This is a genomic window from Lysobacter sp. cf310, assembly GCF_900114355.1.
In the GTDB taxonomy this organism is placed as follows: domain Bacteria; phylum Pseudomonadota; class Gammaproteobacteria; order Xanthomonadales; family Xanthomonadaceae; genus Lysobacter.
Map to the genome: position 1 here is coordinate 29,285 of NZ_FOSS01000005.1, position 24,672 is coordinate 53,956.

Genomic DNA, 24,672 nt, shown 5'->3' on the forward strand with positions numbered 1-24,672 from the left:
CGGGTTGGCCGGCGGATCCGATGCGGTGCCGGAGCCGGTCGTGCCGGAACCGCCGCCGCCCGATCCGCCACTACCCGATCCGGTGGTCCCGGAGCCGGTGGCCGCGGAGCCGGTGGTGCCGCTGCCGGCCGTGCCCGATCCGGTGCTGCCGCTGTCCGTCGTGCCCGATCCCGTCGTGTCGCTACCGGTCGTGCCCGAGTCGGTGGTGCCGGAGCCCGTCGTGCCCGAACCACTGGCGGGATCACCCGCCGCGGCGGTGGTCGCGCTGGGCGTCGCGCCCGTATCGGCCTCGGCGGCAGGTGTGATCGCGGGCGTCGTCGCCGTGGCCGCGGGGGTCGTGCTCGCCGCCGCCGCGAGCGAGGCGGGCGTGGCCGGATCGGCGGGTATCGCCGCGGTCGCCGGGGCGGCGGGCGTTGCGGGCGCCGCTGGACTCGCCGGCGTTGCGGGCGCCGCCGGCGTCGTCGCGGGCGCGGTCGGCGGGTTGTTCCTGTTCCAGAAAGGCATGGCGCTACTCCCCTACTCAACGTCCGCTGTCGCGGGGGCGGTCATGACGACTTCTCGCCTATGGCCATGATCAGACCGACCGCCTTGGACACCACCGCGGTCGAGATCTGGTTGAGCACTTGCTGGCTGTGCACGGCGTTCTGCAACGACAGGCCGGCCGAGTGGCTGGCGACCTGGTAGAGCGCGGCGATCGCCTGCGCGGGGGCCTCGGCCACGACCTTGACGTTGGTCTGGGTGACGGCATCGGTAATTTGCGAATTCACGGGCGTGGTGTCGGCCATGGACCTGTCCTTGGGAGTCGCGTGTTTGATGGAGTCCCCGACCAGCGCCGCGCCGAGGCGTTCCGCCGCGCGTGCCCGAAACCCGGCACGCGCGGCGTCCTATGGCCGTACGACGGCGCGGAGGCGGCGTCGGCGTACGACGTTTGATGCGATAGCTATGGGTTAAACGCGCCGCGTCCGATTCTGTGAACGCGGCCGCGCCTTCAATCGCGGTCCACCGCGACCTTGATCCGCTCGCGCAGCAGCTGGACCCGCTTGCGCGCCAACGGCTGGTTGATCGCCAGGCGCTCGGCGATCGCCGGGTACGGCAGGTCGTCGATGAAGCGGTAGACGAACAGGCGCTTCTGGTCGCGGCTGAGCGAGGCGACCGCGGTGATCACCCGGCCCAACTGCTCTTCCAGCTCCATGCGCTGCAGCGCGGACAGGTCCAGGCCCTGGGCCACGCCCTCGGCCTCGATGTCGACGCCGCGGTCGAAGACCTCGCCGTCGCGGCCGTTGCGGCGCACGCTGTCCAGGAACACGTGGCGCAGGACCACGAACAGGAAACCCTCGGGGTCGCTCATCGCGTCCGGCGAGCGGCGCATGAACAACAGAGCCTTGATGGCGGTGTTGGCGAGCAAGTCGTCGGCGCGGTCGCGGTGGCCGTCCGAGAGCCTGCGGGCGCGCCGGTCCAGTTCCGGCTTGGTCGCTCGCCAGGCTTTCACGAACATCTCGTCGGCTAGGCCCAGTTCTTGCGATCCATCGCCCGGCTTGTTCATCACCAACACCTCCTGTGTTGAGTACACACAGGCGAGTCTGGTGAGACGCTCACGGAAAGGCTGTTACCTGGGTGACACGGCAGGGCGATTTTCCACTACTGACAAAACCTGTCAGCCCCCTTGCCTACAAGGACCCGATGGCGGACGCGTCGCCGGCGGCGGCTCCGCCCGGCTCGCGCTGCCTGTCCGAGGACCCCTCATGCTGACCTTCTATCACGCGCCGCGATCGCGCTCTTCGAGCATCCTTTATCTGCTCGAGGAACTGGGCGTCGCCTACGACGTGCTCAAGATCGATATCCACGCCGACGACGGCGCGCCGGAAAGCTATCGCGCGATCCATCCGCACAAGAAGGTGCCGGCGATCGTGCACGACGGCGTGGTGGTGATCGAGCGCGCGGCGATCTGCGTGTATCTGGCCGATGCGTTTCCGCAGGCCGGGCTGGCGCCGGCCATCGACGATCCGATGCGCGCGGCGTATCTGAGCGCGCTGGTGTATGCCGACGCCGTGCTCGATCCCTGCCTGGTCGCGCACGCGCACGCATGCGACTACGCGCCGCGCGCGTTCCCGTTCGGCGCCTACGAGGAGGTGCTGGGCTATCTGGAGCGACGACTAAGCGCGCACGCCTACGCCGCCGGCGCGCGCTACAGCGCGGCCGATACGCAGTGGGCCCATGGCCTGGATCGGGGCATGCGCGTGCTCGGCGCGATACCGGAGCGGCCGGTGTTCAAGGCCTATCTGGCGCGGATCGCGGCGCGGCCGGCGTTCCAGCGCTATCGCGCCCTGAGCTACGCCTAGGCGGCGTGCGCGCGCTGGTCGCGGCCGCCGAGATCGGACATGCGATCCCACAGCCAGGTGCCGCCCGCGCACAGTCCCAGCACCGGCAACCAGGCGCCCAAGCCGGACGGCATCCGCGCCAGCGGCGCGGCGATCGCATCCCACCACGCACCGCCGTAGCTGGCGACCACGTACAGCGCGACCGCGGCCATGACCAGGATCAAGCCGTTGAGCAGCCATTGTTCGAGGCGGTCGCCAAGCGTGGCGCTGGCTTCGACCCGACGCGCCACCTGGGCCGCGAAATCCGCCGGCAGCGGCTCCATCGCCGGCGCGCGCAGGGCGCGCACCAGCAAACGGTACTGGGCCACGCGCGCATCGCCGGCGTCCATCGGCAGGCCGGCGCGCTCGTCGCGCAGGGCGCGTTCCTGCGCCAGCCATTCCTGGGCTTCGCGCTGCTCGCGATCGTCGGGCGGAGGCGGAGTGTGGGACATGTTCATGCGGTGACTCCCATGCTGGACTGCAGGCGCTCGCGCAGCAAGGCCCGAGTCCGGAACAGATGGCTCTTGATCGTACCCTCGGCGAGGCCGGTGATGCGCGCGATCTCGACGATCGGCACCTCGTCCAGGTGATACAGGGTCAGCAAGGTCCGCTGCAGCGGCGGCAGCGCCTCGATCTGGGCGTGCAGGGCGGCGGCGACCTCGGCGTCGGCGCAGGCCGCCTCCAGGTCGAAGCCGTCGCTGACCTGGTCCAGCGGCGACAGCGCGTCCTCGTCGTCGGCGACCTCCAGGATGGGGATGCGCTTGCGTTCCAGATGGCGCTTGGCCACCGAGTAGGCGACCTGGCCGATCCAGGACTTCAGCGCGCTCTCGTAGCGGTACTGGTGCAGGCACTGGTGCACGCGCAGGAAGGCTTCCTGGCAGAGCTCGCGGGTATCGTCCGGCTGGCGGACCATGCGCTGGATGATGTGCCAGCACAGGCCCTGGTACTCGCGCACCAGACGCTCGAACGCCCCCGGCGCGCGCGCCAGTACGGCGTCCACGAGCGCGCGATCGTCGTTGGCGGGGGGCGGGGGAACGGTCATCTAGGGCAGTGGATACGTCGCGGGGGCGAATGGTTGCAATGCCGGCACACGATTAGTGAGGCGACCCGCCGCCCCCCCAGCTGGACCGCCGGCCACCGGCCGGCCATGCTGGGGTCTGCAACCGTTCCGACGGCGGCCGTATCCATTGCCCCGAGACCCAATCCCGAGACCGTGCCATGGAGCTAGATTTCCTCATCCCCGTCACCCTGTTCCTCTGCGTCACCTACGCCATCAAGTTCGTGGTCGATGCCCGCTTCCGCAGCAAGCTGATCCAGCAGGGCAGCGGCTCGGAAGAACTGATCCGCTCCCTGGTTCAGGGCGAGGATCAGCGCCGCCGCCACTCCTCGCTGCGCTGGGGCCTGCTGGCCCTCACCCTGGCAGTCGCCTTCGCCCTGATCGAGGCCTTCGGCTGGCGCGACGTGACCCCCGGCGTGATCGCCGTGCTGCTGGGCGCGACCGGCCTGGGCAACCTGGCTTACTACGCGCTTTCGCGCCGCCTTTCGTGAATGCGCCACGGCGCATCCGCGCGAGCGGATGCGCCCGCCCCACCACGCACGCGTCGCGACGACGCGTGCGCGCCGCGCGCTAGCCGCTCATCCGGTCCAGCATCGTGCGCAGCACCGGGATCGTGGTGACGTCGTCCACGCCCTTCATCGCCATCACGACCTCGCGCAGATCGGCCAGCGCGCCCGGCGATTCCACCTGCACCAGCGCCATCAGATCGATCTCGCCGGCGACGCTGTGGCAGAACCGAAGCTGCGGCAACTGCGCCAGCAGGGGCATCACGTCGTCGCAGCTGAAGCCGTCCGCATAACGCACCAGCAGCCAGGCCTGCAGCGGATCGCCGTCGCGGCCCAGGCGCACGGTGTACTGCGCGATCACCCCGCCCGCCTCCAGCCGCTGCAGGCGCTCCTGCACGGTGCTGCGCGACAGCCCCACCGCCTTGGCCAGAGCGACCGTGGACAGGCGCGCGTTGTCCTGCAGCAGCGCGATCAACTGGCGATCGATGGCATCCAGCGCTTTCATGGTCGGATCCGGCGTTATGTCGGTGCGACCGGCATTGTGCCGGGTTGAGACCGGCGCCGGCGAGTGCGCACAGTACCCGCCACCCCGATGCCGTGCGTGCCCATGTCCGATACCGCCCCCAGCCCGCGCTTCGCCGCGCTGCCGCCGCCGCCCTATTACGCGGTGATCTTCTCCTCGCAGCGCAACCGCTGCGACGAGGCCGGCTATGCGGCCACCGCCGAGCGCATGGTCGAGCTGGTGGTCGAACAGCCCGGCTTCCTCGGCTACGAATCCACACGCGACGGCAGCGGCTTCGGCATCACCGTGGCCTACTTCGACAGCGAAGCCGCGATCGCGGCCTGGCGCATGCACGCCGAACACACCCTCGCGCGCGAGCGCGGCCATCGCCTCTGGTACCAACGCTTCGAACAACGCGTGGCCCGCGTCGAGCGCGCCTACGGCGGACCGCGCCCCGCTCCCTCCCCACCCGACGAGACCACGCCATGAAGCTCGACCCGCGCAGCACCGCCCTGATTCCGATCGACGTACAACAGGGCTTCGACTATCCGCCCTGGGGCCCGCGCAACAACCCGGCCATGGAGGCCAACGGCCTGCGCCTGCTCGCGGCCTGGCGCGACGCCGGCCTGACGCCGATCCACGTCCGCCACGACTCGGTGATCGAGGGCTCATCCTTGCGGCCCTCGCATCCGGGCAACGCGTTCCGGCCCGGATTCGAGCCCTTGCCCGGCGAAGCGCTGGTGAGCAAGTCGGTCAACGCCGCCTTCATCGGCACCGATCTGGACCTGCGCCTGCGCCGGCTCGGCATCGACTGTGTGCTGCTGTTCGGCATCAGCACCGACATGTGCGTGTCGACCACCGCGCGCGTGGCCGCCAACCTGGGCTACCGCGTCATCGTCGTCGCCGATGCCTGCGCCTGTTTCGATCTGCGCGACGAACACGGCCGCATCGTCGCCGCCGACGATATCGCGCGCGCGCACCTGGCCACGTTGCGCGCCGAGTTCGCCGAAGTCGTCGACAGCCAGGACGTGATCGCGGCGCTGCGTGCGCGGTCGCAAGCGGCGTGATCGCGACGCAGGCATCGCAACGACCGTTGATGAGGCGACGAACGGTCTTGCAACTAAATTTTAACGGGCGTAATGTGCGCGACCTCGGCCCAGCGCGGCCATACGCAGACTTCGAATCTTCCGCCATGAACGTCTTCATCGACATCGCCAAATCGCTCCAGCCGCGGCCCTTGCGCCACGGTAAGGACGCGTGCGCGCCGATGAACGTCGGCGATCGCATCGAAGCGCAGCTGCGCACTCCACACTGACCTTGCCTATGCGGGAGGTCGGTGACCCCGACCTCCCGAGGAACGCGAACGCCCTCGGGTTCGAAACCCGGGGGCGTTTTGTTTTCCGCGTCCGCGAAGGATCACTCTTCCTTTAATTCAGCGGTTTCCAGCCGGCCCCGAAGCATCCGCGCGCATTCGCGCGCCGCAGGGGCGTTGTCGTCGAGGCGCCGCAAGGCGCTGTGTCCGGATGCTTCGGCACGGGCGGTAGGGCGGGAGAACGCAAGGCATGGGGCGCACGCGCCCGCACGAATTGGCGTCTGGCGACAGACGCCAATGCGAAACATCGATCGAACGTTCCGCAGCGGCACGGGTTCGCATCCCGTCCGGTGCGCGCGGCCCTGCCGTTGCGTATGCCACGGGACGCCAGCGGTGTTTCGAAAAGCGACGTTAGCTCAGAGGCAAGAGCGGCGGATATTCCGCAGGTCGCCGGTTCGAGTCCGGCACGTTGATCACTGGATAGCTCAGACGGTTAGAGCATCGGACTTTAATCCGACGGTCGCGGGTTCGAATCCCGTTCCGACAACTGCCTTTCACGCAGTCAGTGATACCGGGGGCGCAAGCCCCCACCCGGAAACGCCCCTTGCGGCGTTTCGACCGACGCCGCGTTTCGATGCGGCGGAGGACGGAGCGCCGCAGCGGCAACGACGCCGGACCCGCGCCCACGAGGCGAGGGACCGCGGCGGACGGCCGGACGCGACGGAACAGCGTCGCGCACCGGCTCCGCCACGGACCCTCGCCCAGCGCGCGCGGGTTCCGCGCCGACGCCGTCGGGGGCGCTTCCACCCCCTTCCGCTTTGCGGTCGCCGCGTGCGCGTGCGACCGCGACGTCCACGCAGCGCGCGACGAACGATCCGGTCGCGCGCCGTCCACACGACCGGATCGAAACCCGCAGAACACCTAAGGAGAAAGCGTCATGTTCTGGAACAAGCGGGTCGTGGTCGGCGACGCCGAGCGCGCCCTGATCTACCGCAACCGCCGTTTCGAGCGCGTGCTCGGACCGGGCGTCTATCGCATCGTCGACTGGCGCGGCCGCACCGAGGTGGTGCTGCACGACATCGCCAAGCCGGAGTACGCCGGCAAGGACACCGACGCGCTGGTGGCCGCGCTGGGCGCGCGTCTGGGCGAACACTTCGTCCTGGCCGACATCGGCGTCGATCAGGTGGGCCTGGTGATGAAGAACGGCAAGCTCGAGGACCTGCTCGCGCCGGGCTCGCGCAAGCTGTACTGGAAGGGCCTGGTCCCGATCGAGGTCGTCGCCACGACCCTGTCGGCGGGTCTGGAGCTGCGGAGCGAGATCGCGCAGCGCCTGCGCCAGATCGGCCTGCTCGATCGCGTCGCTCTGGCGGTGACCGTGCCCAACGATTCGGCGGGCCTGCTCTACGTCGACGGCAAGCTGGTGCGCACGCTGGACGCCGGCAGCTACGCCTACTGGAATTTCCAGAAGAACGTCGCCGTCGAGCTGGTCGAGCTGCGCGTGCAGTCGGTCGAGGTCTCGGGCCAGGAGCTGTTGACGCGCGACAAGGTATCGCTGCGCGTGAACCTGGCCGCGAGCATGCGCGTGACCGATCCGGTCGCCACGCGCAGCAAGGTGGCCAAGGTCAATGACTACCTGTACCGCGAGCTGCAGTACGGCCTGCGCAAGGCGGTCTCGGCCAAGACCCTGGACGAGCTGCTCGGCGACAAGGCCTCGCTGGACGCCGACATCTACGGCTACGTGCGCGACCAGCTCGACGGTCTCGGCGTGGAAGTGCTGGGCGTGGGCGTCAAGGACGTGATCCTGCCGGGCGAGATGAAGGAAATCCTCAACGGCGTGGTGCAAGCGGAGAAGACGGCCCAGGCCAACGTGATCCGCCGTCGCGAGGAGGCCAACGCCACGCGCAGCCTGCTCAACACCGCCAAGCTGATCGAGGACAGCCCGACGCTGATGCGCCTGAAGGAGCTGGAGGCGCTGGAGAAGGTCACCGAGAAGATCGACAAGCTCACCGTCTTCGGCGGCCTGGACGGCGTGCTCAAGCAGCTGGTCAGCCTCAAGAGCGGCGGCTGAAGGGGTGATCCGTGGAATCCCGGATGACGACTCGGCCGCCGACCCACACCGAGAACGCCGCTCCCCAGGGAGCGGCCATCGCATCCCATTCCATTGGAAACCCTTATGCGTAAGGACATGTACAAGGTCATCGTGGAACGGCCGCGGCGCGGAGGTCGCTACAGCAGCGAACGCCGCCCCTCGACCGATCCCGAGGACCAGACCCAACGCGAAAGCCTCAAGTTCCGCCATCGTTCGCACAAGTGGCTCAACGAGAACCTCAACCCGCTGCGGCGCTACCTCGAAGGACAGGTGGGCCGGCGCTGGGACCAGGTCTACTCGGAGCTGTGCGCGCGCATCGACCGCCGCAACACCGTGCAGCAGCACATCCACCAGCACCTCGACCAGTTCGTCGCGCTGCGGGTGGTCGCGTTCGACGGCAGGCTCCACCTCGACCACGGTTGGGGCGGCCTGAAACCGCTGAGCGATCCCTGGTCGCCGAAGTTGTACGTGGATCCGGACAGCGGCTTGCTGCTGAACAACGATGAGGCGATCGCGGCCAGGCGTGCGCTGCGGCGTCGGCGCGCGCTCGAACGTGCGGCGAAGGCGTCGCCGGATCTGCGTCGCGTCGACGAACTGCATCAGCTGCGCCGCATCGACGGCATCTGGTACGAGGTCGAACTGGCCCCGTTGCCCGAAACGGCCGCACTGACGAGCGTACGCGGCAAGCCGGCTCAGTTCACGATGCCGTTCGATGTGATCGCCAGGCGCCCGGCCCGCTGGATCGGCAAGCCCTGCGGTCATCGCGCCTGCGGGGCCTGCAAACCTTACGGTCGCAGCGACCTGTACGCGCGCAGCAAGCGCCAGCTGAATCGGCACGAGCTGCAGCGTTACGGCTTGCGTAACCACGACGGCGAACATCTGCATTAAGAGAGAAGCAAGCGCTGGCGCCGCGGACTCCGCGGCGCCAGCGCACAGGAGCGACACCATGAATCATCAATACGAACTGCTGCATGCACCGGGCGCCACGCCGATCAAGGGCTGGGTGCGCGGCGTACCGCTGGACGAACAGGCCCACCGCCAGTTGCAGAACATCGCCGCCCTGCCCTTCGTCGGGCCCTGGGTGGCGGTGATGCCCGACGTCCATCTGGGCAAGGGCGCGACCGTGGGATCGGTGGTGCCGACCCGTGGCGCGATCGTTCCGGCCGCGGTCGGCGTCGACATCGGCTGCGGCATGGCCGCGGTGCGCACCACCCTGCGCGCCAAGGACCTGCCCGACAGCCTGGCCCTGCTGCGCTCGTCGATCGAACGCAGCGTGCCGGTCGGCAACGGTCCCGGCGGCGATCACCGCAAGCGACCCGACAGCATCGACACCCGGCTCGCGCAGTCCGGGCTGATGGCGCGGCTGGAGGCCGTGCGCGCGCGCCATCCGAAGATCCGCTACGACAAGGTGGACAAGCAGCTGGGCACGCTCGGCGGCGGCAACCACTTCATCGAGATCTGTCTGGACGAGGCCGATGCGGTGTGGGTGATGCTGCACTCGGGTTCGCGCGGCACCGGCAACCTGATCGGCACCTACTTCATCGAGCTGGCCCGGCGCGAGCTGGAGCGGCGCGTGCTCGGCTTCCACCTGCCCGACAAGGACCTGGCCTTCTTCCTGGAGGGCGAGCCCCTGTTCGAGCACTACGTCGAGGCGGTGTCGTGGGCGCAGGACTACGCGCGCCACAACCGCGAGGCGATGATGGCGCGCGTGCTGCACGAGCTGCGCCAGCGCCTGCCGAAGTTCCAGTTGGAGAAGATGGCGGTCAACTGCCACCACAACTATGTGCAGCGCGAGCAGCACCACGGCGAATCCCTGCTGGTCACCCGCAAGGGCGCGGTCAGCGCGCGCGCGGGCGAGCTGGGGATCATTCCGGGCAGCATGGGCACGCGCAGCTACATCGTGCGCGGCAAGGGCAACGCCGACAGCTTCCACAGCTGCAGCCACGGCGCCGGCCGGGTGATGAGCCGCACCCAGGCGCGTCAGAGCATCACCCTCAAGCAGCACCGCGAGGCCACCGCCCACGTCGAATGCCGCAAGGACGCGGCGGTGATCGACGAATCGCCGGCGGCCTACAAATCGATCGACGCGGTCATGGCCGCGCAGACCGATCTGGTCGAGGTGCTGCATACCTTGCGCCAGGTGATCTGCATCAAGGGATGAGGTCGGTCGCCATGGGCGCAGCGCCGCTCCGCGAGGGGCGGCGCTTTTTTTGTCCGGCGGCCGCCGCGCGACCGGCCCGAATCGGCGGTCCAAGACCGCCGTCCGTCGCAATTTTGCGAACGCAACAAAACGTAACAGCCGGATTGCGACGCGGTGCGCGATTCCGGCCCTCGCCAGCGCCGCACGGGTAACGGATAGTTAACCGGCCGGGCGTATCGTCGTCCTGGCAGGGGGCCCGCTCAAGGAGAGGTGGAGCCATGAACGATCTGGCATTGGATGCCGCGTCGTCTCACGCGACCCTGTCGCATGAGGACCGCGAATTGGCCGTCACCTACGGCATCGAAGCGCGCCGGCACCACGCCGAACGCGCGTGGACCGACATACAACACGAACTCGCCGCCGGCTGGGCGCGCATGCGCGGCTATCGGCGCGCGCAATGGCCGGACGTGGTCGATCACGTCGAGGCCGCCTGGCACGGCGCGATCCGCCTGTAGACCGGCGGGCGCGTCGCGCGGCTGCGCTCAGGCCTCGGCCGGCCGCGGCCGCCGCGGCCATTGCCAGCGCAGATTGACGCCGAGCGTGCCCAGCACGATCAGGGACACGCCCAACATCTGCACCCCGCCCAGGACGCTGCCGTAGAGCAGGTAGTCCAGCAGCAGCGCGATCACCGGATACACGAAGGCGAGCACCGCGATGGTCACCACCGGCAGGCGCGGATAGGCCGAGTAGAACAGCACGTAGCACACGCCGCTGTGGATCAGGCCCAGACCCGCCAGCCAATACCAGTGCGGGCCGACCTGGGCGACCGCGGCGTAGTCGGCGAACGGCGCCAGCATGGCCACGCCGACCAGGCATTGGATCAGCACCACCGCGAACGGGCGCTCGCGGCTGATCCGACGCGACAGGATCAGCGAAGCGCCGCACAGCAGGGCGGCGACGAAGGTCAGGCCGATGCCGATCAGATAACCCGCATCGGCGCTGCGCCACAGCTTGATCGGATCGGCCGAGCAGGCCACGCCGACGAAGGCCAGCGCGGTCCAGGCCCAGTCGGCCGGACGCGTGCGCTCGCCGAAGAACAGCGCCGCCATCGCCAGCATCGCGAACGGAAAGAAGTGGTAGACCATCGTCGCCACCCCGATCGACGAACGCGCCATGCCGGCGAACAGCGCGACCCAGTTCAACACCAGCAGCACGCCGCTGACGATCGCGGCGCGAATCAGCGCGGGCTCGCCGCCGAGCCCGCGCAGGTGGCCGCGCGCCAGGCCCCAGGCGATCAGGAAGCCGCTGCCGAACACGCAGCGGAAGAACACCGTGGTGATCGCGTCCTGACCGCCCTCGTGGGCGAACACGCCGACCGAGCCGATCAGGATCTCGGCGACGAACAACTGGATCAGCGCGGTGCGCGATTCGGCGGGGCTGACGGCGGGGGCGGCGGTCGGGTTCATGCGAGCAGGCTAGGGCCGCGCGCGCGACCGGTACAGATTCAGTTAGACTCGGTTTCGACCGGTACAGATGCGCAGGCCCGTGGCCTGCCGGGAGGCCCGCCATGGCCAATGAGCTGCTCTACGAACGCCTGGCCGAGCGCCTGCGCGGCCAGATCCAGCGCGGCGCCCTGCGCGCAGGCGAACGCCTGCCCTCGCTGCGCCGGCTCGGCCGCGACCAGCGCATCAGCCTGGCCACCGCGGTCGAGGCCTATCTGCAACTGGAGCGCGAGGGCCTGATCGAAGCGCGTCCGCGTTCGGGCTATTACGTGCGCGCGCCGGCGGCGCCGGCGCCGCGCGCGAGCAGTCATCGCCGCCCGCGCGCGCCGCAGCCGATCCGCAACCCGGCCCTGCTCGGGGTGCTGGACGTGCTCGGCCGCTGCGACCTGATCTCGCTGCACGCGGCCACGCCCGCACCCTCGCTGCTGCCCACCGCCGCGCTGGCCGCGGCGGCCTCGCGGGTGATGCGCCGCAACGCCCAGGCCGCGCTCAGCTATGCGGTGCCGCAGGGCCTGGCGCCGCTGCGCGCGCGCATCGCCCAGCGCTACGCGCAATGCGGCGTCGACGTCGACCCGGACGAGATCGTGATCACCGCCGGCGCGATGGAAGCGATCAGCCTGTCGTTGCGCACGGTGGCGCGCGCGGGCGACGTGGTCCTGGTCGAAACCCCGACCTATTACGGCCTGCTGCAAGCGGTGGCCGAACTGGGCCTGCGCGTGATCGAGATCCCCAACCGCCCGGGCCAGGGCATCGATCCCAGCCGCTTGTCCGAGCTGCTGGAACGGCATGCGGTGCGCGCGGCGGTGCTGGTGCCCAACTTCAACAATCCGGTCGGCAGCCTCACCGGCGATGCCGACAAGCGCCGCATCGTCGCCGCCTGCGCCGCGCACGGCACGGTGCTGATCGAGGACGATCTGTACGGCGAGCTCGCCTATTCCGGCGAACGCCCCAGCCCGCTGCGCCGCTACGACGAGGGCGGCGGCGTGATCACCTGCGGCTCCTATTCCAAGATGCTCGCGCCGGGCCTGCGCGTGGGCTGGGTGCTGGGCGGGCGCTGGGCGACCGCGCTGTTGCGCGCGAAGTGCTTCTCGACCGTGGCCACTTCCACGCTGTCGCAACTGACCATCGTCGAGTATCTGGAGCGCCACGACTTCGACCGCGGCCTGCGCCGCCTGCGCCGCGAACTGGCGATCAACGCCCAGCGCTACCGCGAGGCGATCGCGCTGCATTGGCCGGCCGGCACCTGCGTGAGCGCGCCGGCCGGCGGCATGGCCCTGTGGCTGGAACTGCCGCCGCAGGTCCAGGGCCAGGCGGTGTTCGAAGCCGCGCTCGCGCGCGGCATCGGCACCCTGCCCGGGCATCTGTTCTCCAACCGCGGCGACTACGGCCGCCACCTGCGCCTGAGCTGCGGCCAGCCCTGGAGCGAGCCGGTCGAAACCGCGCTGCGCACGGTCGGCGGACTGGCCGCCGCGCTGGCCGGCTGAGGGCGAAACCGCGACCGCTGTCCGCCCGCCGCGAGGGCCGGCGTTGGAGCATGAGGGAACCACCGCACAGGGAGTGCAGCATGAACATCGGCAACAACAATTTGGTCCTGAGCAAATATCCGGCGGCGATCGAGAAGCATCCCGACGCCAGGCGCGCCCTGTGTTTCGGCGACTCCTGGTTCCAGTACGTGCCGCATCCGACCGACCTCAACAAGCAGATCGCGCGGCTGTTCAAGCGGACCCTATTCCTGCGCGAGGGCGTGGCCGGCCGCGACAGCGCGATGTGGAAGGCGGCGCTGCCGCGCATCCAGCGCGAGATCGGCACCTTCGGCTTCGACGCGATCCTGCTGTCCAACGGCGGCAACGACATCGTCGGCGAGGAGCTGCGCGAATTCGTCAAGACCGCCGCGCAACCGCAGTCCACCGGCGCGGGCCCCTGGGGCGAGATTCCGCCGGAAGTGTTCGACCACATCCGCCTGGAAACCTTCGAACACGCGCTGCGCTACGCGATCAAGGACATGAAGGAAGTGGTGCAGATGCGCGACCTGCTCTCGCGCGACACCATCATCTACGTGCACACCTACGACTACATCTTCCCCAGCGGCAAGGCGTTCAAGCTCGGGCCGTTCACCATGGGGCCCTGGGTCAAGCCGTTCCTGGACAATGTCGGCCTCACCGATCCCAAGGGCCAACGCGTGGTCACGACCTGGCTGGTCGATCAGTTCGCGCGCGCGCTGCGCGCGTTCGTGTCGCAGAACGCCAACATGCGCCTGGTCGATTCGCGCGGCACGCTCAAGACGGTGTCGCAGTGGGAGAACGAGATCCACCCGGTCGCCAGCGGCTTCGAGGCGATCGCCAAGAAGTGCTGGAAACCCGCCCTGACCGGCGTGCTGGAGTAAGCCGCCGCTGGGCTAGACTGCGGGCGCGCCACGCGGCGCGCCCCACCGTCCCGCCCGAGGTCGCGATGAAAACCTGGCTGCTGTGCTTCCTGTCGCTGCTGTCCGCGCCCACGCTGGCCGCGCAGGTCGCGGCGCCGCCGGCGCCCGCGTCCGTCACGGTCAAATCCCCGCAGCCGCTGCCCACGGACGACCGCCTCAAGGTGTTCCTGGCCGGCAGCATCGACATGGGCGGCAGCGAGAACTGGCAGGCGCGCGTCGAGCAGGCCCTGGCCGACGAGGGCGTGGTGCTGTTGAACCCGCGCCGCGAGGACTGGAACCCGGCCTGGAAGCCCTCGGCCGCCGAGCCGGAATTCCGCAAGCAGGTCGAATGGGAACTGAGCGCGCTCAACCGCGCCGACGTGATCCTGATGTATTTCGCGCCGGCCTCGCAGAGCCCGATCACCCTGCTCGAACTGGGCCTGCACGCACCCTCCGGCAAAGTGCTGCTGGCCTGCCCGGAAGGCTATTGGCGCAAGGGCAACGTCGACATCACCGCCGACCGCTACGGCGTACCGCGCTACGAATCGCTGGAGGCGCTGATCGCCGGCGTGCGCGCGCGCCTGGCCGAACTGCGCCGGCAACGCTAGGCGCGTGGTCTCAGGCTGTGCGATGAGCCCGGTCCATACTGATCGACCCATGCGAGGCCGTGCATGAGCGAAGCGCGCAATATCGTCGTCTGCCTGGACGGCACCAACAATTCCCCCGCCGACGCGCGCACCCATGTGCAGCGCCTGTACCGGCTGATCGAAAAGTCCCCGTCCCAGCTCACCTACTACCAGCCCGGCGTGGGCACGCTGGAGCCGATCGGCGTGCTCGGCCCGATGCGGCGGCGGCTGCTGATGGGGCTGGACTCGGCCAGCGGCTGGATGCTGCAGCGGCATGTCTGCGCCGCCTACGAATTCCTGTCCGACGCTTACCGCGAAGGCGACCGCCTGTACCTGTTCGGTTTCAGCCGCGGCGCCTATTCGGTGCGAGTGCTGGCGGGCATGCTCAACACGGTGGGCCTGCTGCAGCCGGGCATGCATGAGATGGTCGCGTTCGCCTGGCAGGCCTATGCGAGCATGCCCACGCCGCCGCGCCGGACCGCGACGCCGCCACCGCGCCAGCAGCAGGCGCTGCGCGACTACTTCCGTCGCATCCGCAGCTTTCGCAAAAGCTATTCGCGGCGCGTGTCGGTGCATTTCCTCGGCTTGTGGGACACGGTCAGCTCGGTCGGCCTGCCCTGGCTGCCGCGCGTGTACAGCCACACCGCGTCCAACCCCAGCGTCGCCACCGTGCGCCAGGCGATGGCGCTGGACGAGCGCCGCGGCAACTTCGTGCAGAACCTGTGGACGCGCACGCCGCCGCCCGGACAGGACGTGCGCGAGGTCTGGTTCGCGGGCGGCCACGGCGATGTCGGCGGCGGCTATCCCAGCGGCGGCCGCGAACTGGAGCTGGCGCGCATCCCGCTGGCCTGGATGCTGCGCGAAGCCGAGGCCGCGGGCCTGCGCAGCGAGCCGCGCGCGCGCGCCGATGCCGGACTGCCCGATCTGGACGATCACGAGACGCTGCGTCGCTTCGCGCTGGCGCCGCGCCACGACGAGATCCGGCGCTGGCTGTGGCAGCTGTCCGAACGGCTGCCGATCCCGCGCTGGTCGCAAACCGCCGACGGGCGCTGGCAGCGCCGCTGGCAACCGCATCGCGAGCGCGCGCGCACCCTGCGCGAAGGCGCGCTGGTGCACGAGAGCGTGTACCTGCGCCGCGAGTCGGACCCGAACTACCGCCCCGTCAACCTGCGCGAGGACGCGCGGCGGGTGCGTTGAGCGCTCGCCTCAACGCGTGGGCGCGCCCTGCCCGAACAGGATCCGGCGCTGCTCCTCGCTGATGCTGGTGTTGGGCGCGTAGGCATCGGGCGTGTCGGCGTAGGCGGCCTGCACCGCCGGGCGCTCGCGCATGCGCTCGAACCAGCGTCGCAGCTCCGGGAAGTCCTGCAGCGACTGGCCATGCGATGCGTGCGGCACGATCCAGGGGTAGCAGGCCATGTCGGCGATCGAATACGCATCGGCGATGTAGTCGCGCCCGGCCAGCCGGCGATCGAGCACGCCGTAGAGGCGATGGGTCTCGCGGGTGTAACGGTCGATCGCGTAGGGCACCTTTTCCGGCGCGTAGATGTTGAAGTGACCGATCTGCCCGGCCATCGGGCCGAGCCCGCCGACCTGCCAGTACAGCCATTGCAGGGTCTGCGCGCGACCGCGCGCGTCGCTGGGCAGGAAGCGGCCGATCTTGTCGGCCAGGTACTGCAGCATCGCGCCGGATTCGAACAGCGCCAGCGGCGCGCCGCCGTCGGCGGGCGCGTGGTCGACCAGGGCCGGAATCTTGTTGTTGGGCGAGATCTTCAGGAACTCGGGTTCGAACTGTTCGCCCTTGCCGATGTTGACCGGCAGCAGGCGATGCGCAAGCCCGGACTCGAGCATGAACAGTTTGAGCTTGAGGCCGTTGGGCGTGGGCCAGAAATACAGGTCGATCATGAGCGAACTCCGGCAAAGGGGGAGGCGGGATCGCCGGCTTCGACGCCGCGAACCTCGGCGACGAAGTCGCGCAAGGCGCGGCCGATCTCGTCCGGAGCATCTTCCTGCAAATAATGGATGCCGGGTACCGTGACCTCGCGCTGGTTGAGCCAGCTGCGACAGAAACGCCGCGCGCGCCCGGTCAGCAAGGCGCCGGGCTCGGCGTTGACGAACAGTTTGGGGATGGGGCTCCAGGCCAGCCACTGCGCATTGGCCTCGACGCAGGCGGCGACATCGGCCGGGCTGTCCTCGATCGGCAGCTCGCGCGCCCACACCAGGGTCGGGTCGCGCGCCTCGGGCGCGCGGAACGGCGCGCGGTAGGCGTCCATCTCGTCCTCGCTCAGGGTCCGCAGCACGCTGCGCGGCAACACCTGCTCGACGAAGAAGTTGTGCTCGCGCACCAGACGTTCGCCGTCCTCGGAACGCAGCGCGCGGAAGATGCGATCGCGGCCGTCCGGGAAGTCCTCCCAACGCCGCGGCTGCACCAGCGCCTCCATGTAGGCGATCGCCTGCACGCGTTCGGGATGCCGGCGCGCCCAGTCGAAGCCCAGCGCCGAGCCCCAGTCGTGCAGCACCAGCACCACGCGCTCCAGCGCCAGCGCGTCGAACCAGACATCGAGATGACGCGCGTGATCGGCGAAACGGTAGCCGCCGTCCGCGGACGCGCCGCTGCCGCCCATGCCGACCAGATCCGGCGCCAGGCAGCGGCCCAGGTCGCCGACATGCGGGATCACGTTGCGCCACAGATAGGACGAGGTCGGATTGCCGTGCAGGAACACGATCGGGTCGCCGGCGCCGCTGTCGACGTAGCGCAGGGTGGTGCCGAGCACGTCGAGTTCGCGGCGCGGATGCGGATCGTGCGCGGCGATCTCGGCCGCCGGCGGGAGGGGAGCGGAGCGGGCCATCGTCCGGACCTGGCTGGGGAGACGGGACCAGCTTAGGTCTGCCATGGCTCCCTAATCAGGTCCAGATTCCTTGGATTGAGTGGAACCAGTCTTGCCGAACCAGCGCCCACGCGGGCGCCACCGGCGTCCGAATGGGATGCAGCGTCGCGCCATTGCGCCTGCAGTGCGGCCGCCCCGCCCTCATGTGAATCCGGCCACGCGAAGCCACCGCCCGGCGCGCGCGCATTCCCCACCGCTATCCGACCGCCCCCATGCATCGCATCGCACTGCTGCTACTGCTCCTGCTCGGCGCCCACGCCGCCCACGCCGCCCGCGCCGCCCGCGCCGACGAGCGCGAAACCTGCGTCACCGGCCATACCAAGCTGCCGCCCACGGTCAATTTCCGCGTCGACAACGACCTGTTCGGCGGCCAGGACCAGGGTTACAGCAACGGCGTGCAGCTGACCCTGGTCTCGCCCAACCTGGTCGACTACACCGACGACCCCTGCCTGCCGCGGCTGGCGCGCTGGATCAACCGCCACGTCAGCGCGCTCACGCCGGAAGGCTTCGAGCAGCAGAACATGGTGGTGAGCTTCGCCCAGGGCATCTTCACCCCCACCGACTACAGCCGCCGCGACCTGATCGAGGACGACCGGCCCTACGCCGGCGCCCTGCTCGCCAGCCTGGGCTACAACGCGCGCAGCGGCGACCACCTGCGCACCACCCAGCTGCAGTTCGGCATCGTCGGCCCTTCGGCCTACGGCAAGCAGGTCCAGAACGAGGTCCACAAGCTGCTCGGCGACGAGACCTTCCAGGGTTGGGACCACCAGTTGCACGACGAGCCGGTGGTGCGTTTGGTCCACGAGCGCATGCGCCGCTACTCGGCCGGCGACGAGGAAAACGGGCCTTGGGGTTGGGACGCGATCACCCACTACGGCGGCAGCCTGGGCAACCTGGCGACCTATGCCAATGCCGGCGCCGAATGGCGCTTCGGCCGCCACCTGCCCGACGATTTCGGCAGCACGCCGCTGCGTCCGGCCGGCGAGAACACCGCGCCCACGCGCCAGCATCGCGGCGCCAACCAGTTCGGCGCGCATCTGTTCCTGACCCTGGACGCGCGCTGGGTGTTGTACGACATCACCCTGGACGGCAACAGCTTCCGCGACAGCCACAGCGTCGACAAGCGCCCCTTCGTCGCCGACGCCGGCTACGGCCTGGCCTTCATGTACGGCCGCTGGAAGTTCGCGCTGGCGCGCTATCACCGCAGCCGCGAGTTCGAGGGCCAGAAGCAGACGCCGGTGTTCGGAAGTTTCACTATCAGTCGGACGCTTTGAGCGAAAGCCAACGCATTCGCGCTACGCGCTCATCCCCTCACCCTGACCCTCTCCCGCGCGCGGGAGAGGGGATTCGAGTAAGGATGCGATGTCTGGCCCCTCTCGCGCTGGGGTGAGGGGCCGCTTGCGAGCCGCTGGCTCGCGCCGCACCGAAGACCCGACCGCGAGGCGGTCGGGCCGGGGCACAGGGTGGACTGCGAACGCTCGCGGCGTCCTCAGCGGTTCGGCGTCACGCCCGCCTCAGAACGTCACGCTCCAACTGTCGATCTTGCCGATATCGCCGCCCGCGTTGTCGTTCACCCGCAACTTCCAGGTGCCGTTGAGCGTTTCGCTGGACAGGTTCAAGGTCACCGTCTTGTTGACGTTGTCCGCGCTGCCGCCGCTACGGTTGTGGATGTTGTAGAGCGACCCGTCCGGCGCCACCAGGTCCACCTTCAGATCGCCCTGGTAGGTGTGCACGATCGCCACCGTCACCGAGGCATTGCTGGGCGCGTTGCCGCTGCGGCCGGACACCGCGATCGGGCTCTCGACCGTGGTGTTGTCGCCGATGGCGTAATCGGTGGCGTTGCTGTAGGTCTGCACGCCGCTGCCGGTCACCGTGACCGAGGCGGTCTTGGTGTTGCTGGCGCCGCCGTTGTCGGTCACCGTCAGGCTCACCGTGTAGGTGCCCGCGGCCGCGTAGGTCTTGCTCGGATGGGTCGCGGTCGAGGTGGTGCCGTCGCCGAAGGCCCAGCTGCGCGAGACGATGCTGCCGTCGCTGTCGCTGGAGCTGTCGGTGAAGGCCACGCTCAGCCCGCTGGCGGCGGCGCTGAAGTTCGCCACCGGTGCCGCATTCCCGCCGCTGCCGGTATAGCTCAGGCTGAGCTTGGGCGCGCTGGCGCCCTCGCGCGAGCTCCAATCCACGCCGTCGACCACGCCCGAGGTGTTGACCAGGACCACGCCGTGATTGGCGACCGCGCCCGAGGCCCAGTTCTCTACCAGCTGCACACCGGCGGCGTTGAGCGCGATGGTCTGGGTGCCGGTGGCGCTGGGCGTGACCGTGCCCAGCTTGCTGCCCAGCGTCGCGCCGGCGTAGGTCGCGTCGGCCTCGGTCCAGGCGCCGGTGACCTGATACAGATCGTAGGCGCCGTTGGACAAATTGCTGACGTTGAGCGACACCGTCGCCGAGGTGATGTCCAGTCCGGCCGCGGCGCCCACGTTCCAACCCATCAGGCCGCGCAGCTGCAGGCCTGCGTCGTCGCCGTCGGCATACAGCACCGCGCCGTTGTCGCGGCTGCCGTTGGACTTCACGGTCACGTCGCGCACCGCGTCCAGGGTCATGCTGTTGGCCGGCGGCGCGCCCTTGTTGCAGGTGCCGCTGAAGCTGTCGGTGTAGCTGCTGCCGGCCTTGGGCACGAACTCGCCGGTGTAGCCGGTCGCGGTGAGGCTGAGCTTGAGCACGCCGTGGGTGCTGGCGTTGCTGGCCTCGAGCAGGGGATGGCTGCCGTTGAGGCCGTAGAACGCGCGGCCGCCGGTGCCGACCAGGACCTGGCGGATGCCGTCGCTGGCCGCGGCCTGGCTCGGATTCATCTTGCCGTAGCGCTGGTAGTTGTGGTCGTGACCGACCAGCACCAGGTCGGCCTTGGCCGCGTACAGCGCGTCCCAGAACGGCTTCACCTGGCTGTAGCCGGTGTAGTTGCCGCGGCTCACCAGCGGATGATGGAAGTAGGCCGCCGTGCAGGGCTTGGTGTTGGCGGCCAGATCGTTCTGCAGCCAGGTGATCTGGGCGCTGGCCACGCTGCCGCCGGACATGGTGTTGAGGGCGATGAAATGCCACTCGCCCACGTCCCAGCTGTAATAGCCCTTGCTGCGATCGCCGGCCGGACCGGTCTGGGCGCCGACGCCGTTGAAGTAGTCGAAGTAGCCGCTGGCGCCGCTGGTGTTGTACTCGTGATTGCCGGGAGTGGGGCTGGTCAGGGCCTTGAAGCGGCCCCAGGTCGGCGCGTAGCGGTTGTTGTACTCGCTGAGCGTGCCGCTGCTGTAGGCGTTGTCGCCGGCGGTGAACACCGCGGTCGGGTTGATCGCCACGATCAGGTCCGAGGTGCCTGCGCAGGCGTTGCCGCTGCTGTCGCAGATGTCGCCGGCGCCGGCCACGATCACCGGGCTGGCGGCCAAGGCGCGCGTGCCGTAGTCGTAGCTCTCCAGCTCGAAACGGCTGTCGGGATTGCCGAAGTAGGGCTGGATCTCGACGCAATCGCCGCGCAAGGCGCGCGCGTGGAAGGAGCGGCCGTTCCAGTGCCCGCCCTCGAAGTGGTAGACGTCGCCGCCGGAGCTGCGGATGACCAGGGAATCGTAAGGTTTGAGCTCCAGCGTCTTGAAGCCCAGGCGTATCCATTTGGCGCCGGCCTGGCAGACGCGATTACTGGGCGCGGCCAGCATCGAGGCGCCACGCGCGGGCGCGATGCGCTGGGTGACCGCATCGTCTTCCGACAATTGCAGGGTGCGTTGCCCGGCGCTCGCATTCGGCGCGAGTACGAGCGCGCCGGCCAGCGCGAGCGTCGCGGTCGCGCCGTGGCGCAGCCGTTCCTTGTGGGTCTTGTTCACTGGAATCTTCCTGGTTGGTTCCATCGTGGCTGTGCGGCTTGCGCCGGTTCGCTGCGCTCAAGGCGATGCGTGCGGCGGGCAATGGCCCCACCGGATACGCGACTCCGATCGCCGCCGGACGCGGTGCGCCGGCGCAACGGATGGCAGTCCACCGACGGCACGGCCCTCACGGACCGTCGGTGCAATCGCCGCGCACGCGCCCCCTGCGCCTGCACTGCGTGTTCGCGCCCCTAGCGGACTGCGCCGCTTGCGGGGTCCGACGACAACGCAGCGGATCATCCTTGCGTTGCGGCCGCGCGACTGTGGCCGGCATCACAACGCGGCGCGCCGCCACGACGCCGGTCTGCGTTCGCGAGCGCTATGCTGTCGCAACTTTGTTGCAATCAGGCGTTAGGCTGAGGAGTCTTCTCCGTCCTGCGTCTGCGGCCGTCCCGTCGTCCGGCACCCTGGCATGCGCCGCCGATGAAGTTCGCCGACGCGGATGCGTTTGTGGGAGCGGCGTAAGCCGCGATTGCGCAAGGCACGGGGCGACGCTATCGCGGCTTACGACGCTCACACACGAAGCAACGGCTTCTACCCGGGGGATGACGAGTCGGCGGTGCGCTCGCGCAACGAAACCGACGATCGGTGCTGACGATCCAGGTTCGCCATCGCCACGGATCGCGCCCCTGGCTAGCGCGCACGACCGTTCATCGGCCCAAGACCGCTGCATGACCGATCCGCACGCGCGGCGATTGACCTGCACCGCGCGCGGAGCGAGGATCGCACGCTGCGCGCGACCCGTGCGCCCAACGCTAGGACGGCCCCATGAGCACGCGCATCCGCGGCGTCTTCGACGTCGAAATGATTCCGCAACCCGCCGACGAGGCTGCAGCCGGGCGCTACATCGGCCGCATGCGTTTGGACAAGCGCTACCACGGCGAGCTTGAGGCCGGCAGCCAGGGCCAGATGCTGGCGTTCCGCAGCGGCGTCGCCGGCTCGGCGGGCTATGTCGCGATGGAGCGCGTCGAAGGCAGCCTGGCCGGTCGTCGCGGCAGTTTCGTGCTGCAGCACAGCGCGATCATGGACCGCGGCACGCCTAATCTGGTGTTGCAAGTGGTGCCTGATTCCGGCGACGAGGAGCTGACCGGACTGAGCGGCCGCATGGCGATCGACATCGTCGACGGCAAGCACTACTACGACTTCGATTACGAGTTGCCGCCGACGCCCTGATCGCGACGCGCCCGCCGACCGGTCTCAATCGACCGGGTACGGGCCTTCGGCGAAGGTTGCGGCGTGATACCCCTTGCTGCCGATCGCGCGCGCCAGATCGCTGCGCAGGTCCTCGCCCGCGGCCAGGCGCTGCAGGGCGTGGGCGAAGTCGTGGCGCGGGCGCCAGCCCAGCTCGTCGCGGGCGCGCTGGTTGACGTAGACGCGCTCGATACTGGGGAACATGCGCCAGCCGCGGCGCGCGTACTCGGCCGCATAAGCGGGCGCGTAGCGCGCGACCACCGCCGGCGCGTCCTCGCGCAGCTGCTGCAGGTCCTCGCGCGTGAACGGCGTGGTCGCGCTGATGATGTAGCGGCCGAAGCCGATCGCCGGCGCGCGCGCGATCGCGAGCAGGTGCGCGTCGACCACGTCCTCGATGTCCACGCGCCGGTACAGCAGCTCGTTGGCCTTGATGTTGGCGTCCTCGTAGGCATCGCGCGAGGCCTTGAGGTCGTCCTGCTCGGGGAAGAAGCGCGAGGTGCGCAGCACCAGCACCGGCAGCCCCTGCTTGTGCTGGAACAGCTCGCACACGCTCTCGGCCGCGACCTTGGTGACGCCGTAGATGTTGCGCGGTACCGGCACCACGTCCTCGGTGACCCAGGCCGCGGGCGCGCCGGGCGGCGGCGTGAGGGCGCGGCCGTAGGCGCTGGTGGTGCTGGTGAACACGAACGCGCCGACGCCGGCGGACACCGCCTCTTCGAGCAGATTCAGCGTGCCGGAGATATTGGTGTCGACGAAGTCCTGGCGGCTGTGGGTGGCCACATGCGGCTTGTGCAGGGTCGCGGTGTGCAGCACCGCGTCGACGCCGCGCATGCAGCGCGCGACCAGGGCGCGGTCGACGATGGAGCCGACCGTATCGGTGCAGGCGGAGGCGATCACGTCCAGTCCGTGCGCGTCGTGACCGTCGTGGCGCAGGCGGCGCATCAGCGCTTCGCCGAGGTGGCCGGCACTGCCGGTGACCAGGATCTTCATGCGGGGCGTTCCGAAGGCGCGGGACGCGACGGCATCCCGTGCCTGGCATTGTCCCCTATCGCGGCCAAGGCCGCCATGCGCGCGGCCGGCTAAGATCGGCCCAGTCCATCGGGAGCATGGTCATGATCGTGAGGGTATGGCACGGCCGCACGCCGCTGGCCCGCGGCGACGCGTATGCGCGCTTCCTGGCCGAACGCGCGATCCCGGATTACCGCGCCACCGCCGGCAATCTCGGCGCCGGCGTGCTGCGCCGCGACGAGGGCGAGGTCAGCCATTTCCTGACCGTGAGCCTGTGGCCATCGCGGGACGCGATCGCGGCCTTCGCCGGCGACCCGATCGAGGTCGCCAAGTACTACCCCGAAGATCGCGACTTCCTGCTCGAGTTCGAGCCGGACGTGCGCCACTACGATCTGGTCGGCGCCGAATTCGGCGCGGCGATCGCCGGTTTCGCGGGCGCCTGACCGTCAGCGCCCGCTGCGGGGATGCGCGGCCGCGATGCGAGGGTGTCATCATGCGCGCGACAGGCCGCGATCCGGCGCGCGGCCGTAACGGAGCGCACCGATGCTGCTGCACATCGCCTATCTGATCGCGATCGCCGCCGAGGCCATGACCGCCGCCCTGGTCGCCGGCCGCCGCAACATGGACTGGCTGGGTGTGTGCGTGATCGCCTGCATCACCGCCCTGGGCGGCGGCACCCTGCGCGACGTGCTGCTGGGCCACCATCCGTTGGGCTGGGTCGAGCACCCGATCTATCTGGGCGTCACCATCGGCGCGGCCCTGCTGACGGCGCTGGTCGCGCCGGTCATGCGCAAGCTGCGCACCGCCTTCCTGCTGCTGGATGCGCTGGGACTGGTGGTGTTCACCATCATCGGCTGCAACGTCGCCAGCTCGATGCAGCTGCCGTTCTTCATCGTCCTGATCAGCGGCATGATCACCGGCACCTTCGGCGGCGTGCTGCGCGACCTGCTGTGCGGGCAGATCCCCTTGCTGTTCCAGAAGGAGCTGTACGCGACGGTGTCGCTGCTGACCGGCCTGCTCTACGTGCTGGCGCAGCGCTCGGGCCTGGCCCACGACCTGGCCATGTTCGGCGCGATGGCGATCGGCTTCACGGTGCGGGTGCTGGCGATCCGCTACCACTGGGAGATGCCCAAGTTCGTCTATAAGGAAGACTGGGACTGAGGGTGGCTGACTGCCGCCATCGACGCCGCCCGCGCTGGG

Annotated in this window: 28 protein-coding genes and 2 tRNA genes; 20 read left to right on the forward strand and 10 right to left on the reverse strand. The window is 69.5% G+C overall.

What is annotated here, in order from left to right; all coding sequences use genetic code 11:
- The first annotated feature begins 40 nt into the window (after positions 1 to 40).
- Entirely contained in the window at positions 41 to 574 is a 534-nt protein-coding gene (locus tag BMZ45_RS17415; RefSeq protein WP_139215561.1) for a hypothetical protein, read from the forward strand.
- Here the strand turns inward: BMZ45_RS17415 and BMZ45_RS17420 are convergent.
- Together BMZ45_RS17420 and BMZ45_RS17425 are read right to left on the reverse strand one after the other, a co-directional pair.
- Positions 546 to 785, reverse strand: coding sequence for a RebB family R body protein (locus BMZ45_RS17420; protein ID WP_055904532.1), 240 nt, complete (start codon positions 783 to 785; stop codon positions 546 to 548). The genes BMZ45_RS17415 and BMZ45_RS17420 overlap by 29 nt on opposite strands.
- 203 nt (positions 786 to 988) lie before the next feature.
- Complete coding sequence (locus tag BMZ45_RS17425; protein WP_091637813.1) at positions 989 to 1,543, reverse strand: RNA polymerase sigma factor; 555 nt, start codon at positions 1,541 to 1,543, stop codon at positions 989 to 991.
- A 199-nt stretch (positions 1,544 to 1,742) separates the two neighbouring features.
- On the opposite strand from BMZ45_RS17425, the gene BMZ45_RS17430 reads away from it, so the two are divergent.
- Positions 1,743 to 2,339 carry a glutathione S-transferase family protein gene (locus BMZ45_RS17430; protein WP_091637814.1) on the forward strand — a complete coding sequence of 199 codons (597 nt, stop codon included), beginning with the start codon at positions 1,743 to 1,745 and terminating at the stop codon, positions 2,337 to 2,339.
- Here BMZ45_RS17430 and BMZ45_RS17435 read toward each other — a convergent pair.
- Entirely contained in the window at positions 2,336 to 2,815 is a 480-nt protein-coding gene (locus BMZ45_RS17435) for a hypothetical protein (protein ID WP_091637815.1), read from the reverse strand. The two genes, BMZ45_RS17430 and BMZ45_RS17435, sit on opposite strands and share 4 nt — an antisense overlap.
- Positions 2,812 to 3,357: an RNA polymerase sigma factor gene (locus BMZ45_RS17440; RefSeq protein WP_235568758.1), complete on the reverse strand. Its 546-nt coding sequence runs from the start codon at positions 3,355 to 3,357 to the stop codon at positions 2,812 to 2,814. Before BMZ45_RS17440 ends, BMZ45_RS17435 begins: the two co-directional genes overlap by 4 nt.
- A 218-nt stretch (positions 3,358 to 3,575) precedes the next feature.
- Here BMZ45_RS17440 and BMZ45_RS17445 point away from each other — a divergent pair, with 218 nt between their 5' ends.
- Entirely contained in the window at positions 3,576 to 3,905 is a 330-nt protein-coding gene (locus BMZ45_RS17445; RefSeq protein ID WP_091637817.1) for a DUF6249 domain-containing protein, read from the forward strand.
- A 79-nt stretch (positions 3,906 to 3,984) separates the two neighbouring features.
- Here the strand turns inward: BMZ45_RS17445 and BMZ45_RS17450 are convergent, their stop codons facing one another.
- Positions 3,985 to 4,425 (reverse strand): Lrp/AsnC family transcriptional regulator, encoded by a 441-nt coding sequence (locus BMZ45_RS17450; protein WP_091637818.1) that lies wholly within the window; start codon positions 4,423 to 4,425, stop codon positions 3,985 to 3,987.
- 102 nt (positions 4,426 to 4,527) lie between these two features.
- Between BMZ45_RS17450 and BMZ45_RS17455 the strand changes: the two genes are divergently transcribed.
- From BMZ45_RS17455 to BMZ45_RS17490, 9 genes are all read left to right on the forward strand, one after another.
- Positions 4,528 to 4,911 (forward strand): antibiotic biosynthesis monooxygenase family protein, encoded by a 384-nt coding sequence (locus BMZ45_RS17455; protein ID WP_091637819.1) that lies wholly within the window; start codon positions 4,528 to 4,530, stop codon positions 4,909 to 4,911.
- Entirely contained in the window at positions 4,908 to 5,489 is a 582-nt protein-coding gene (locus BMZ45_RS17460; protein ID WP_091637820.1) for a cysteine hydrolase family protein, read from the forward strand. The genes BMZ45_RS17455 and BMZ45_RS17460 overlap by 4 nt, the downstream gene beginning before the upstream one ends.
- Positions 5,490 to 5,614: 125 nt before the next feature.
- On the forward strand, positions 5,615 to 5,737 hold the full coding sequence (locus tag BMZ45_RS22140; RefSeq protein WP_256374560.1) for a hypothetical protein: 123 nt from the start codon (positions 5,615 to 5,617) through the stop codon (positions 5,735 to 5,737).
- 403 nt (positions 5,738 to 6,140) lie between these two features.
- Positions 6,141 to 6,208, forward strand: a tRNA-OTHER gene (locus BMZ45_RS17465).
- A gap of 4 nt (positions 6,209 to 6,212) precedes the next feature.
- Positions 6,213 to 6,278, forward strand: a tRNA-OTHER gene (locus tag BMZ45_RS17470).
- 393 nt (positions 6,279 to 6,671) lie between these two features.
- The gene (locus tag BMZ45_RS17475) at positions 6,672 to 7,802 is read left to right on the forward strand and encodes a slipin family protein (RefSeq protein WP_091637821.1); all 1,131 of its coding nucleotides are present in this window, start codon (positions 6,672 to 6,674) and stop codon (positions 7,800 to 7,802) included.
- A gap of 105 nt (positions 7,803 to 7,907) precedes the next feature.
- Positions 7,908 to 8,711: a hypothetical protein gene (locus BMZ45_RS17480; RefSeq protein ID WP_139215562.1), complete on the forward strand. Its 804-nt coding sequence runs from the start codon at positions 7,908 to 7,910 to the stop codon at positions 8,709 to 8,711.
- A 58-nt stretch (positions 8,712 to 8,769) separates the two neighbouring features.
- Positions 8,770 to 9,984 (forward strand): RtcB family protein, encoded by a 1,215-nt coding sequence (locus tag BMZ45_RS17485; protein ID WP_091637823.1) that lies wholly within the window; start codon positions 8,770 to 8,772, stop codon positions 9,982 to 9,984.
- Between the two features lie 257 nt (positions 9,985 to 10,241).
- Positions 10,242 to 10,478, forward strand: a complete 237-nt coding sequence (locus tag BMZ45_RS17490) for a hypothetical protein (RefSeq protein ID WP_056180663.1) — start codon at positions 10,242 to 10,244, stop codon at positions 10,476 to 10,478.
- A 27-nt stretch (positions 10,479 to 10,505) separates the two neighbouring features.
- On the opposite strand, the gene BMZ45_RS17495 is transcribed toward BMZ45_RS17490, so the two are convergent.
- On the reverse strand, positions 10,506 to 11,429 hold the full coding sequence (locus tag BMZ45_RS17495) for a DMT family transporter (protein WP_091637824.1): 924 nt from the start codon (positions 11,427 to 11,429) through the stop codon (positions 10,506 to 10,508).
- Between the two features lie 101 nt (positions 11,430 to 11,530).
- Here BMZ45_RS17495 and BMZ45_RS17500 point away from each other — a divergent pair, with 101 nt between their 5' ends.
- The 4 genes from BMZ45_RS17500 to BMZ45_RS17515 all read left to right on the forward strand — a co-directional run bounded on the left by BMZ45_RS17500 (position 11,531) and on the right by BMZ45_RS17515 (position 15,689).
- Entirely contained in the window at positions 11,531 to 12,949 is a 1,419-nt protein-coding gene (locus tag BMZ45_RS17500) for an aminotransferase-like domain-containing protein (protein ID WP_091637825.1), read from the forward strand.
- Positions 12,950 to 13,029: 80 nt separating this feature from the next.
- Positions 13,030 to 13,848 carry a hypothetical protein gene (locus BMZ45_RS17505; protein ID WP_091637826.1) on the forward strand — a complete coding sequence of 273 codons (819 nt, stop codon included), beginning with the start codon at positions 13,030 to 13,032 and terminating at the stop codon, positions 13,846 to 13,848.
- Positions 13,849 to 13,913: 65 nt separating this feature from the next.
- Positions 13,914 to 14,474 (forward strand): nucleoside 2-deoxyribosyltransferase domain-containing protein, encoded by a 561-nt coding sequence (locus BMZ45_RS17510; RefSeq protein ID WP_091637827.1) that lies wholly within the window; start codon positions 13,914 to 13,916, stop codon positions 14,472 to 14,474.
- Positions 14,475 to 14,537: 63 nt separating this feature from the next.
- Positions 14,538 to 15,689, forward strand: a complete 1,152-nt coding sequence (locus tag BMZ45_RS17515; protein ID WP_091637828.1) for a T6SS phospholipase effector Tle1-like catalytic domain-containing protein — start codon at positions 14,538 to 14,540, stop codon at positions 15,687 to 15,689.
- 9 nt (positions 15,690 to 15,698) lie between these two features.
- Here BMZ45_RS17515 and BMZ45_RS17520 read toward each other — a convergent pair whose 3' ends face one another.
- The gene (locus BMZ45_RS17520; protein ID WP_091637829.1) at positions 15,699 to 16,394 is read right to left on the reverse strand and encodes a glutathione binding-like protein; all 696 of its coding nucleotides are present in this window, start codon (positions 16,392 to 16,394) and stop codon (positions 15,699 to 15,701) included.
- Positions 16,391 to 17,338 (reverse strand): haloalkane dehalogenase, encoded by a 948-nt coding sequence (locus BMZ45_RS17525; RefSeq protein WP_091637830.1) that lies wholly within the window; start codon positions 17,336 to 17,338, stop codon positions 16,391 to 16,393. Before BMZ45_RS17525 ends, BMZ45_RS17520 begins: the two co-directional genes overlap by 4 nt.
- Positions 17,339 to 17,589: 251 nt before the next feature.
- Here BMZ45_RS17525 and BMZ45_RS17530 point away from each other — a divergent pair, with 251 nt between their 5' ends.
- Positions 17,590 to 18,651 carry a lipid A deacylase LpxR family protein gene (locus tag BMZ45_RS17530; protein WP_091637831.1) on the forward strand — a complete coding sequence of 354 codons (1,062 nt, stop codon included), beginning with the start codon at positions 17,590 to 17,592 and terminating at the stop codon, positions 18,649 to 18,651.
- Positions 18,652 to 18,891: 240 nt separating this feature from the next.
- Here the strand turns inward: BMZ45_RS17530 and BMZ45_RS17535 are convergent, their stop codons facing one another.
- On the reverse strand, positions 18,892 to 21,234 hold the full coding sequence (locus tag BMZ45_RS17535) for a PKD domain-containing protein (RefSeq protein WP_175489138.1): 2,343 nt from the start codon (positions 21,232 to 21,234) through the stop codon (positions 18,892 to 18,894).
- Between the two features lie 807 nt (positions 21,235 to 22,041).
- Here BMZ45_RS17535 and BMZ45_RS17540 point away from each other — a divergent pair.
- Positions 22,042 to 22,446, forward strand: coding sequence for a DUF3224 domain-containing protein (locus BMZ45_RS17540; protein ID WP_091637833.1), 405 nt, complete (start codon positions 22,042 to 22,044; stop codon positions 22,444 to 22,446).
- Positions 22,447 to 22,470: 24 nt separating this feature from the next.
- On the opposite strand, the gene BMZ45_RS17545 is transcribed toward BMZ45_RS17540, so the two are convergent.
- On the reverse strand, positions 22,471 to 23,454 hold the full coding sequence (locus BMZ45_RS17545) for an NAD-dependent epimerase/dehydratase family protein (RefSeq protein ID WP_091637834.1): 984 nt from the start codon (positions 23,452 to 23,454) through the stop codon (positions 22,471 to 22,473).
- 122 nt (positions 23,455 to 23,576) lie between these two features.
- On the opposite strand from BMZ45_RS17545, the gene BMZ45_RS17550 reads away from it, so the two are divergent.
- On the forward strand, positions 23,577 to 23,915 hold the full coding sequence (locus BMZ45_RS17550; protein ID WP_175489139.1) for an antibiotic biosynthesis monooxygenase: 339 nt from the start codon (positions 23,577 to 23,579) through the stop codon (positions 23,913 to 23,915).
- A 100-nt stretch (positions 23,916 to 24,015) separates the two neighbouring features.
- Positions 24,016 to 24,633 (forward strand): trimeric intracellular cation channel family protein, encoded by a 618-nt coding sequence (locus tag BMZ45_RS17555; protein ID WP_091637836.1) that lies wholly within the window; start codon positions 24,016 to 24,018, stop codon positions 24,631 to 24,633.
- The last annotated feature ends 39 nt before the right edge of the window (positions 24,634 to 24,672 follow it).

What these genes read in the sequence shown, in the direction of transcription:
- BMZ45_RS17420 (WP_055904532.1), bottom strand. Translation starts at nt 785, where the DNA reads ATGGCCGACACCACGCCCGTGAATTCGCAAATTACCGATGCCGTCACC.
- BMZ45_RS17425 (WP_091637813.1), bottom strand. Translation starts at nt 1,543, where the DNA reads ATGAACAAGCCGGGCGATGGATCGCAAGAACTGGGCCTAGCCGACGAG.
- BMZ45_RS17430 (WP_091637814.1), top strand. Translation starts at nt 1,743, where the DNA reads ATGCTGACCTTCTATCACGCGCCGCGATCGCGCTCTTCGAGCATCCTT.
- BMZ45_RS17435 (WP_091637815.1), bottom strand. Translation starts at nt 2,815, where the DNA reads ATGAACATGTCCCACACTCCGCCTCCGCCCGACGATCGCGAGCAGCGC.
- BMZ45_RS17445 (WP_091637817.1), top strand. Translation starts at nt 3,576, where the DNA reads ATGGAGCTAGATTTCCTCATCCCCGTCACCCTGTTCCTCTGCGTCACC.
- BMZ45_RS17450 (WP_091637818.1), bottom strand. Translation starts at nt 4,425, where the DNA reads ATGAAAGCGCTGGATGCCATCGATCGCCAGTTGATCGCGCTGCTGCAG.
- BMZ45_RS17455 (WP_091637819.1), top strand. Translation starts at nt 4,528, where the DNA reads ATGTCCGATACCGCCCCCAGCCCGCGCTTCGCCGCGCTGCCGCCGCCG.
- BMZ45_RS17460 (WP_091637820.1), top strand. Translation starts at nt 4,908, where the DNA reads ATGAAGCTCGACCCGCGCAGCACCGCCCTGATTCCGATCGACGTACAA.
- BMZ45_RS22140 (WP_256374560.1), top strand. Translation starts at nt 5,615, where the DNA reads ATGAACGTCTTCATCGACATCGCCAAATCGCTCCAGCCGCGGCCCTTG.
- BMZ45_RS17475 (WP_091637821.1), top strand. Translation starts at nt 6,672, where the DNA reads ATGTTCTGGAACAAGCGGGTCGTGGTCGGCGACGCCGAGCGCGCCCTG.
- BMZ45_RS17480 (WP_139215562.1), top strand. Translation starts at nt 7,908, where the DNA reads ATGCGTAAGGACATGTACAAGGTCATCGTGGAACGGCCGCGGCGCGGA.
- BMZ45_RS17485 (WP_091637823.1), top strand. Translation starts at nt 8,770, where the DNA reads ATGAATCATCAATACGAACTGCTGCATGCACCGGGCGCCACGCCGATC.
- BMZ45_RS17490 (WP_056180663.1), top strand. Translation starts at nt 10,242, where the DNA reads ATGAACGATCTGGCATTGGATGCCGCGTCGTCTCACGCGACCCTGTCG.
- BMZ45_RS17495 (WP_091637824.1), bottom strand. Translation starts at nt 11,429, where the DNA reads ATGAACCCGACCGCCGCCCCCGCCGTCAGCCCCGCCGAATCGCGCACC.
- BMZ45_RS17500 (WP_091637825.1), top strand. Translation starts at nt 11,531, where the DNA reads ATGGCCAATGAGCTGCTCTACGAACGCCTGGCCGAGCGCCTGCGCGGC.
- BMZ45_RS17505 (WP_091637826.1), top strand. Translation starts at nt 13,030, where the DNA reads ATGAACATCGGCAACAACAATTTGGTCCTGAGCAAATATCCGGCGGCG.
- BMZ45_RS17510 (WP_091637827.1), top strand. Translation starts at nt 13,914, where the DNA reads ATGAAAACCTGGCTGCTGTGCTTCCTGTCGCTGCTGTCCGCGCCCACG.
- BMZ45_RS17515 (WP_091637828.1), top strand. Translation starts at nt 14,538, where the DNA reads ATGAGCGAAGCGCGCAATATCGTCGTCTGCCTGGACGGCACCAACAAT.
- BMZ45_RS17520 (WP_091637829.1), bottom strand. Translation starts at nt 16,394, where the DNA reads ATGATCGACCTGTATTTCTGGCCCACGCCCAACGGCCTCAAGCTCAAA.
- BMZ45_RS17525 (WP_091637830.1), bottom strand. Translation starts at nt 17,338, where the DNA reads ATGGCCCGCTCCGCTCCCCTCCCGCCGGCGGCCGAGATCGCCGCGCAC.
- BMZ45_RS17530 (WP_091637831.1), top strand. Translation starts at nt 17,590, where the DNA reads ATGCATCGCATCGCACTGCTGCTACTGCTCCTGCTCGGCGCCCACGCC.
- BMZ45_RS17540 (WP_091637833.1), top strand. Translation starts at nt 22,042, where the DNA reads ATGAGCACGCGCATCCGCGGCGTCTTCGACGTCGAAATGATTCCGCAA.
- BMZ45_RS17545 (WP_091637834.1), bottom strand. Translation starts at nt 23,454, where the DNA reads ATGAAGATCCTGGTCACCGGCAGTGCCGGCCACCTCGGCGAAGCGCTG.
- BMZ45_RS17550 (WP_175489139.1), top strand. Translation starts at nt 23,577, where the DNA reads ATGATCGTGAGGGTATGGCACGGCCGCACGCCGCTGGCCCGCGGCGAC.
- BMZ45_RS17555 (WP_091637836.1), top strand. Translation starts at nt 24,016, where the DNA reads ATGCTGCTGCACATCGCCTATCTGATCGCGATCGCCGCCGAGGCCATG.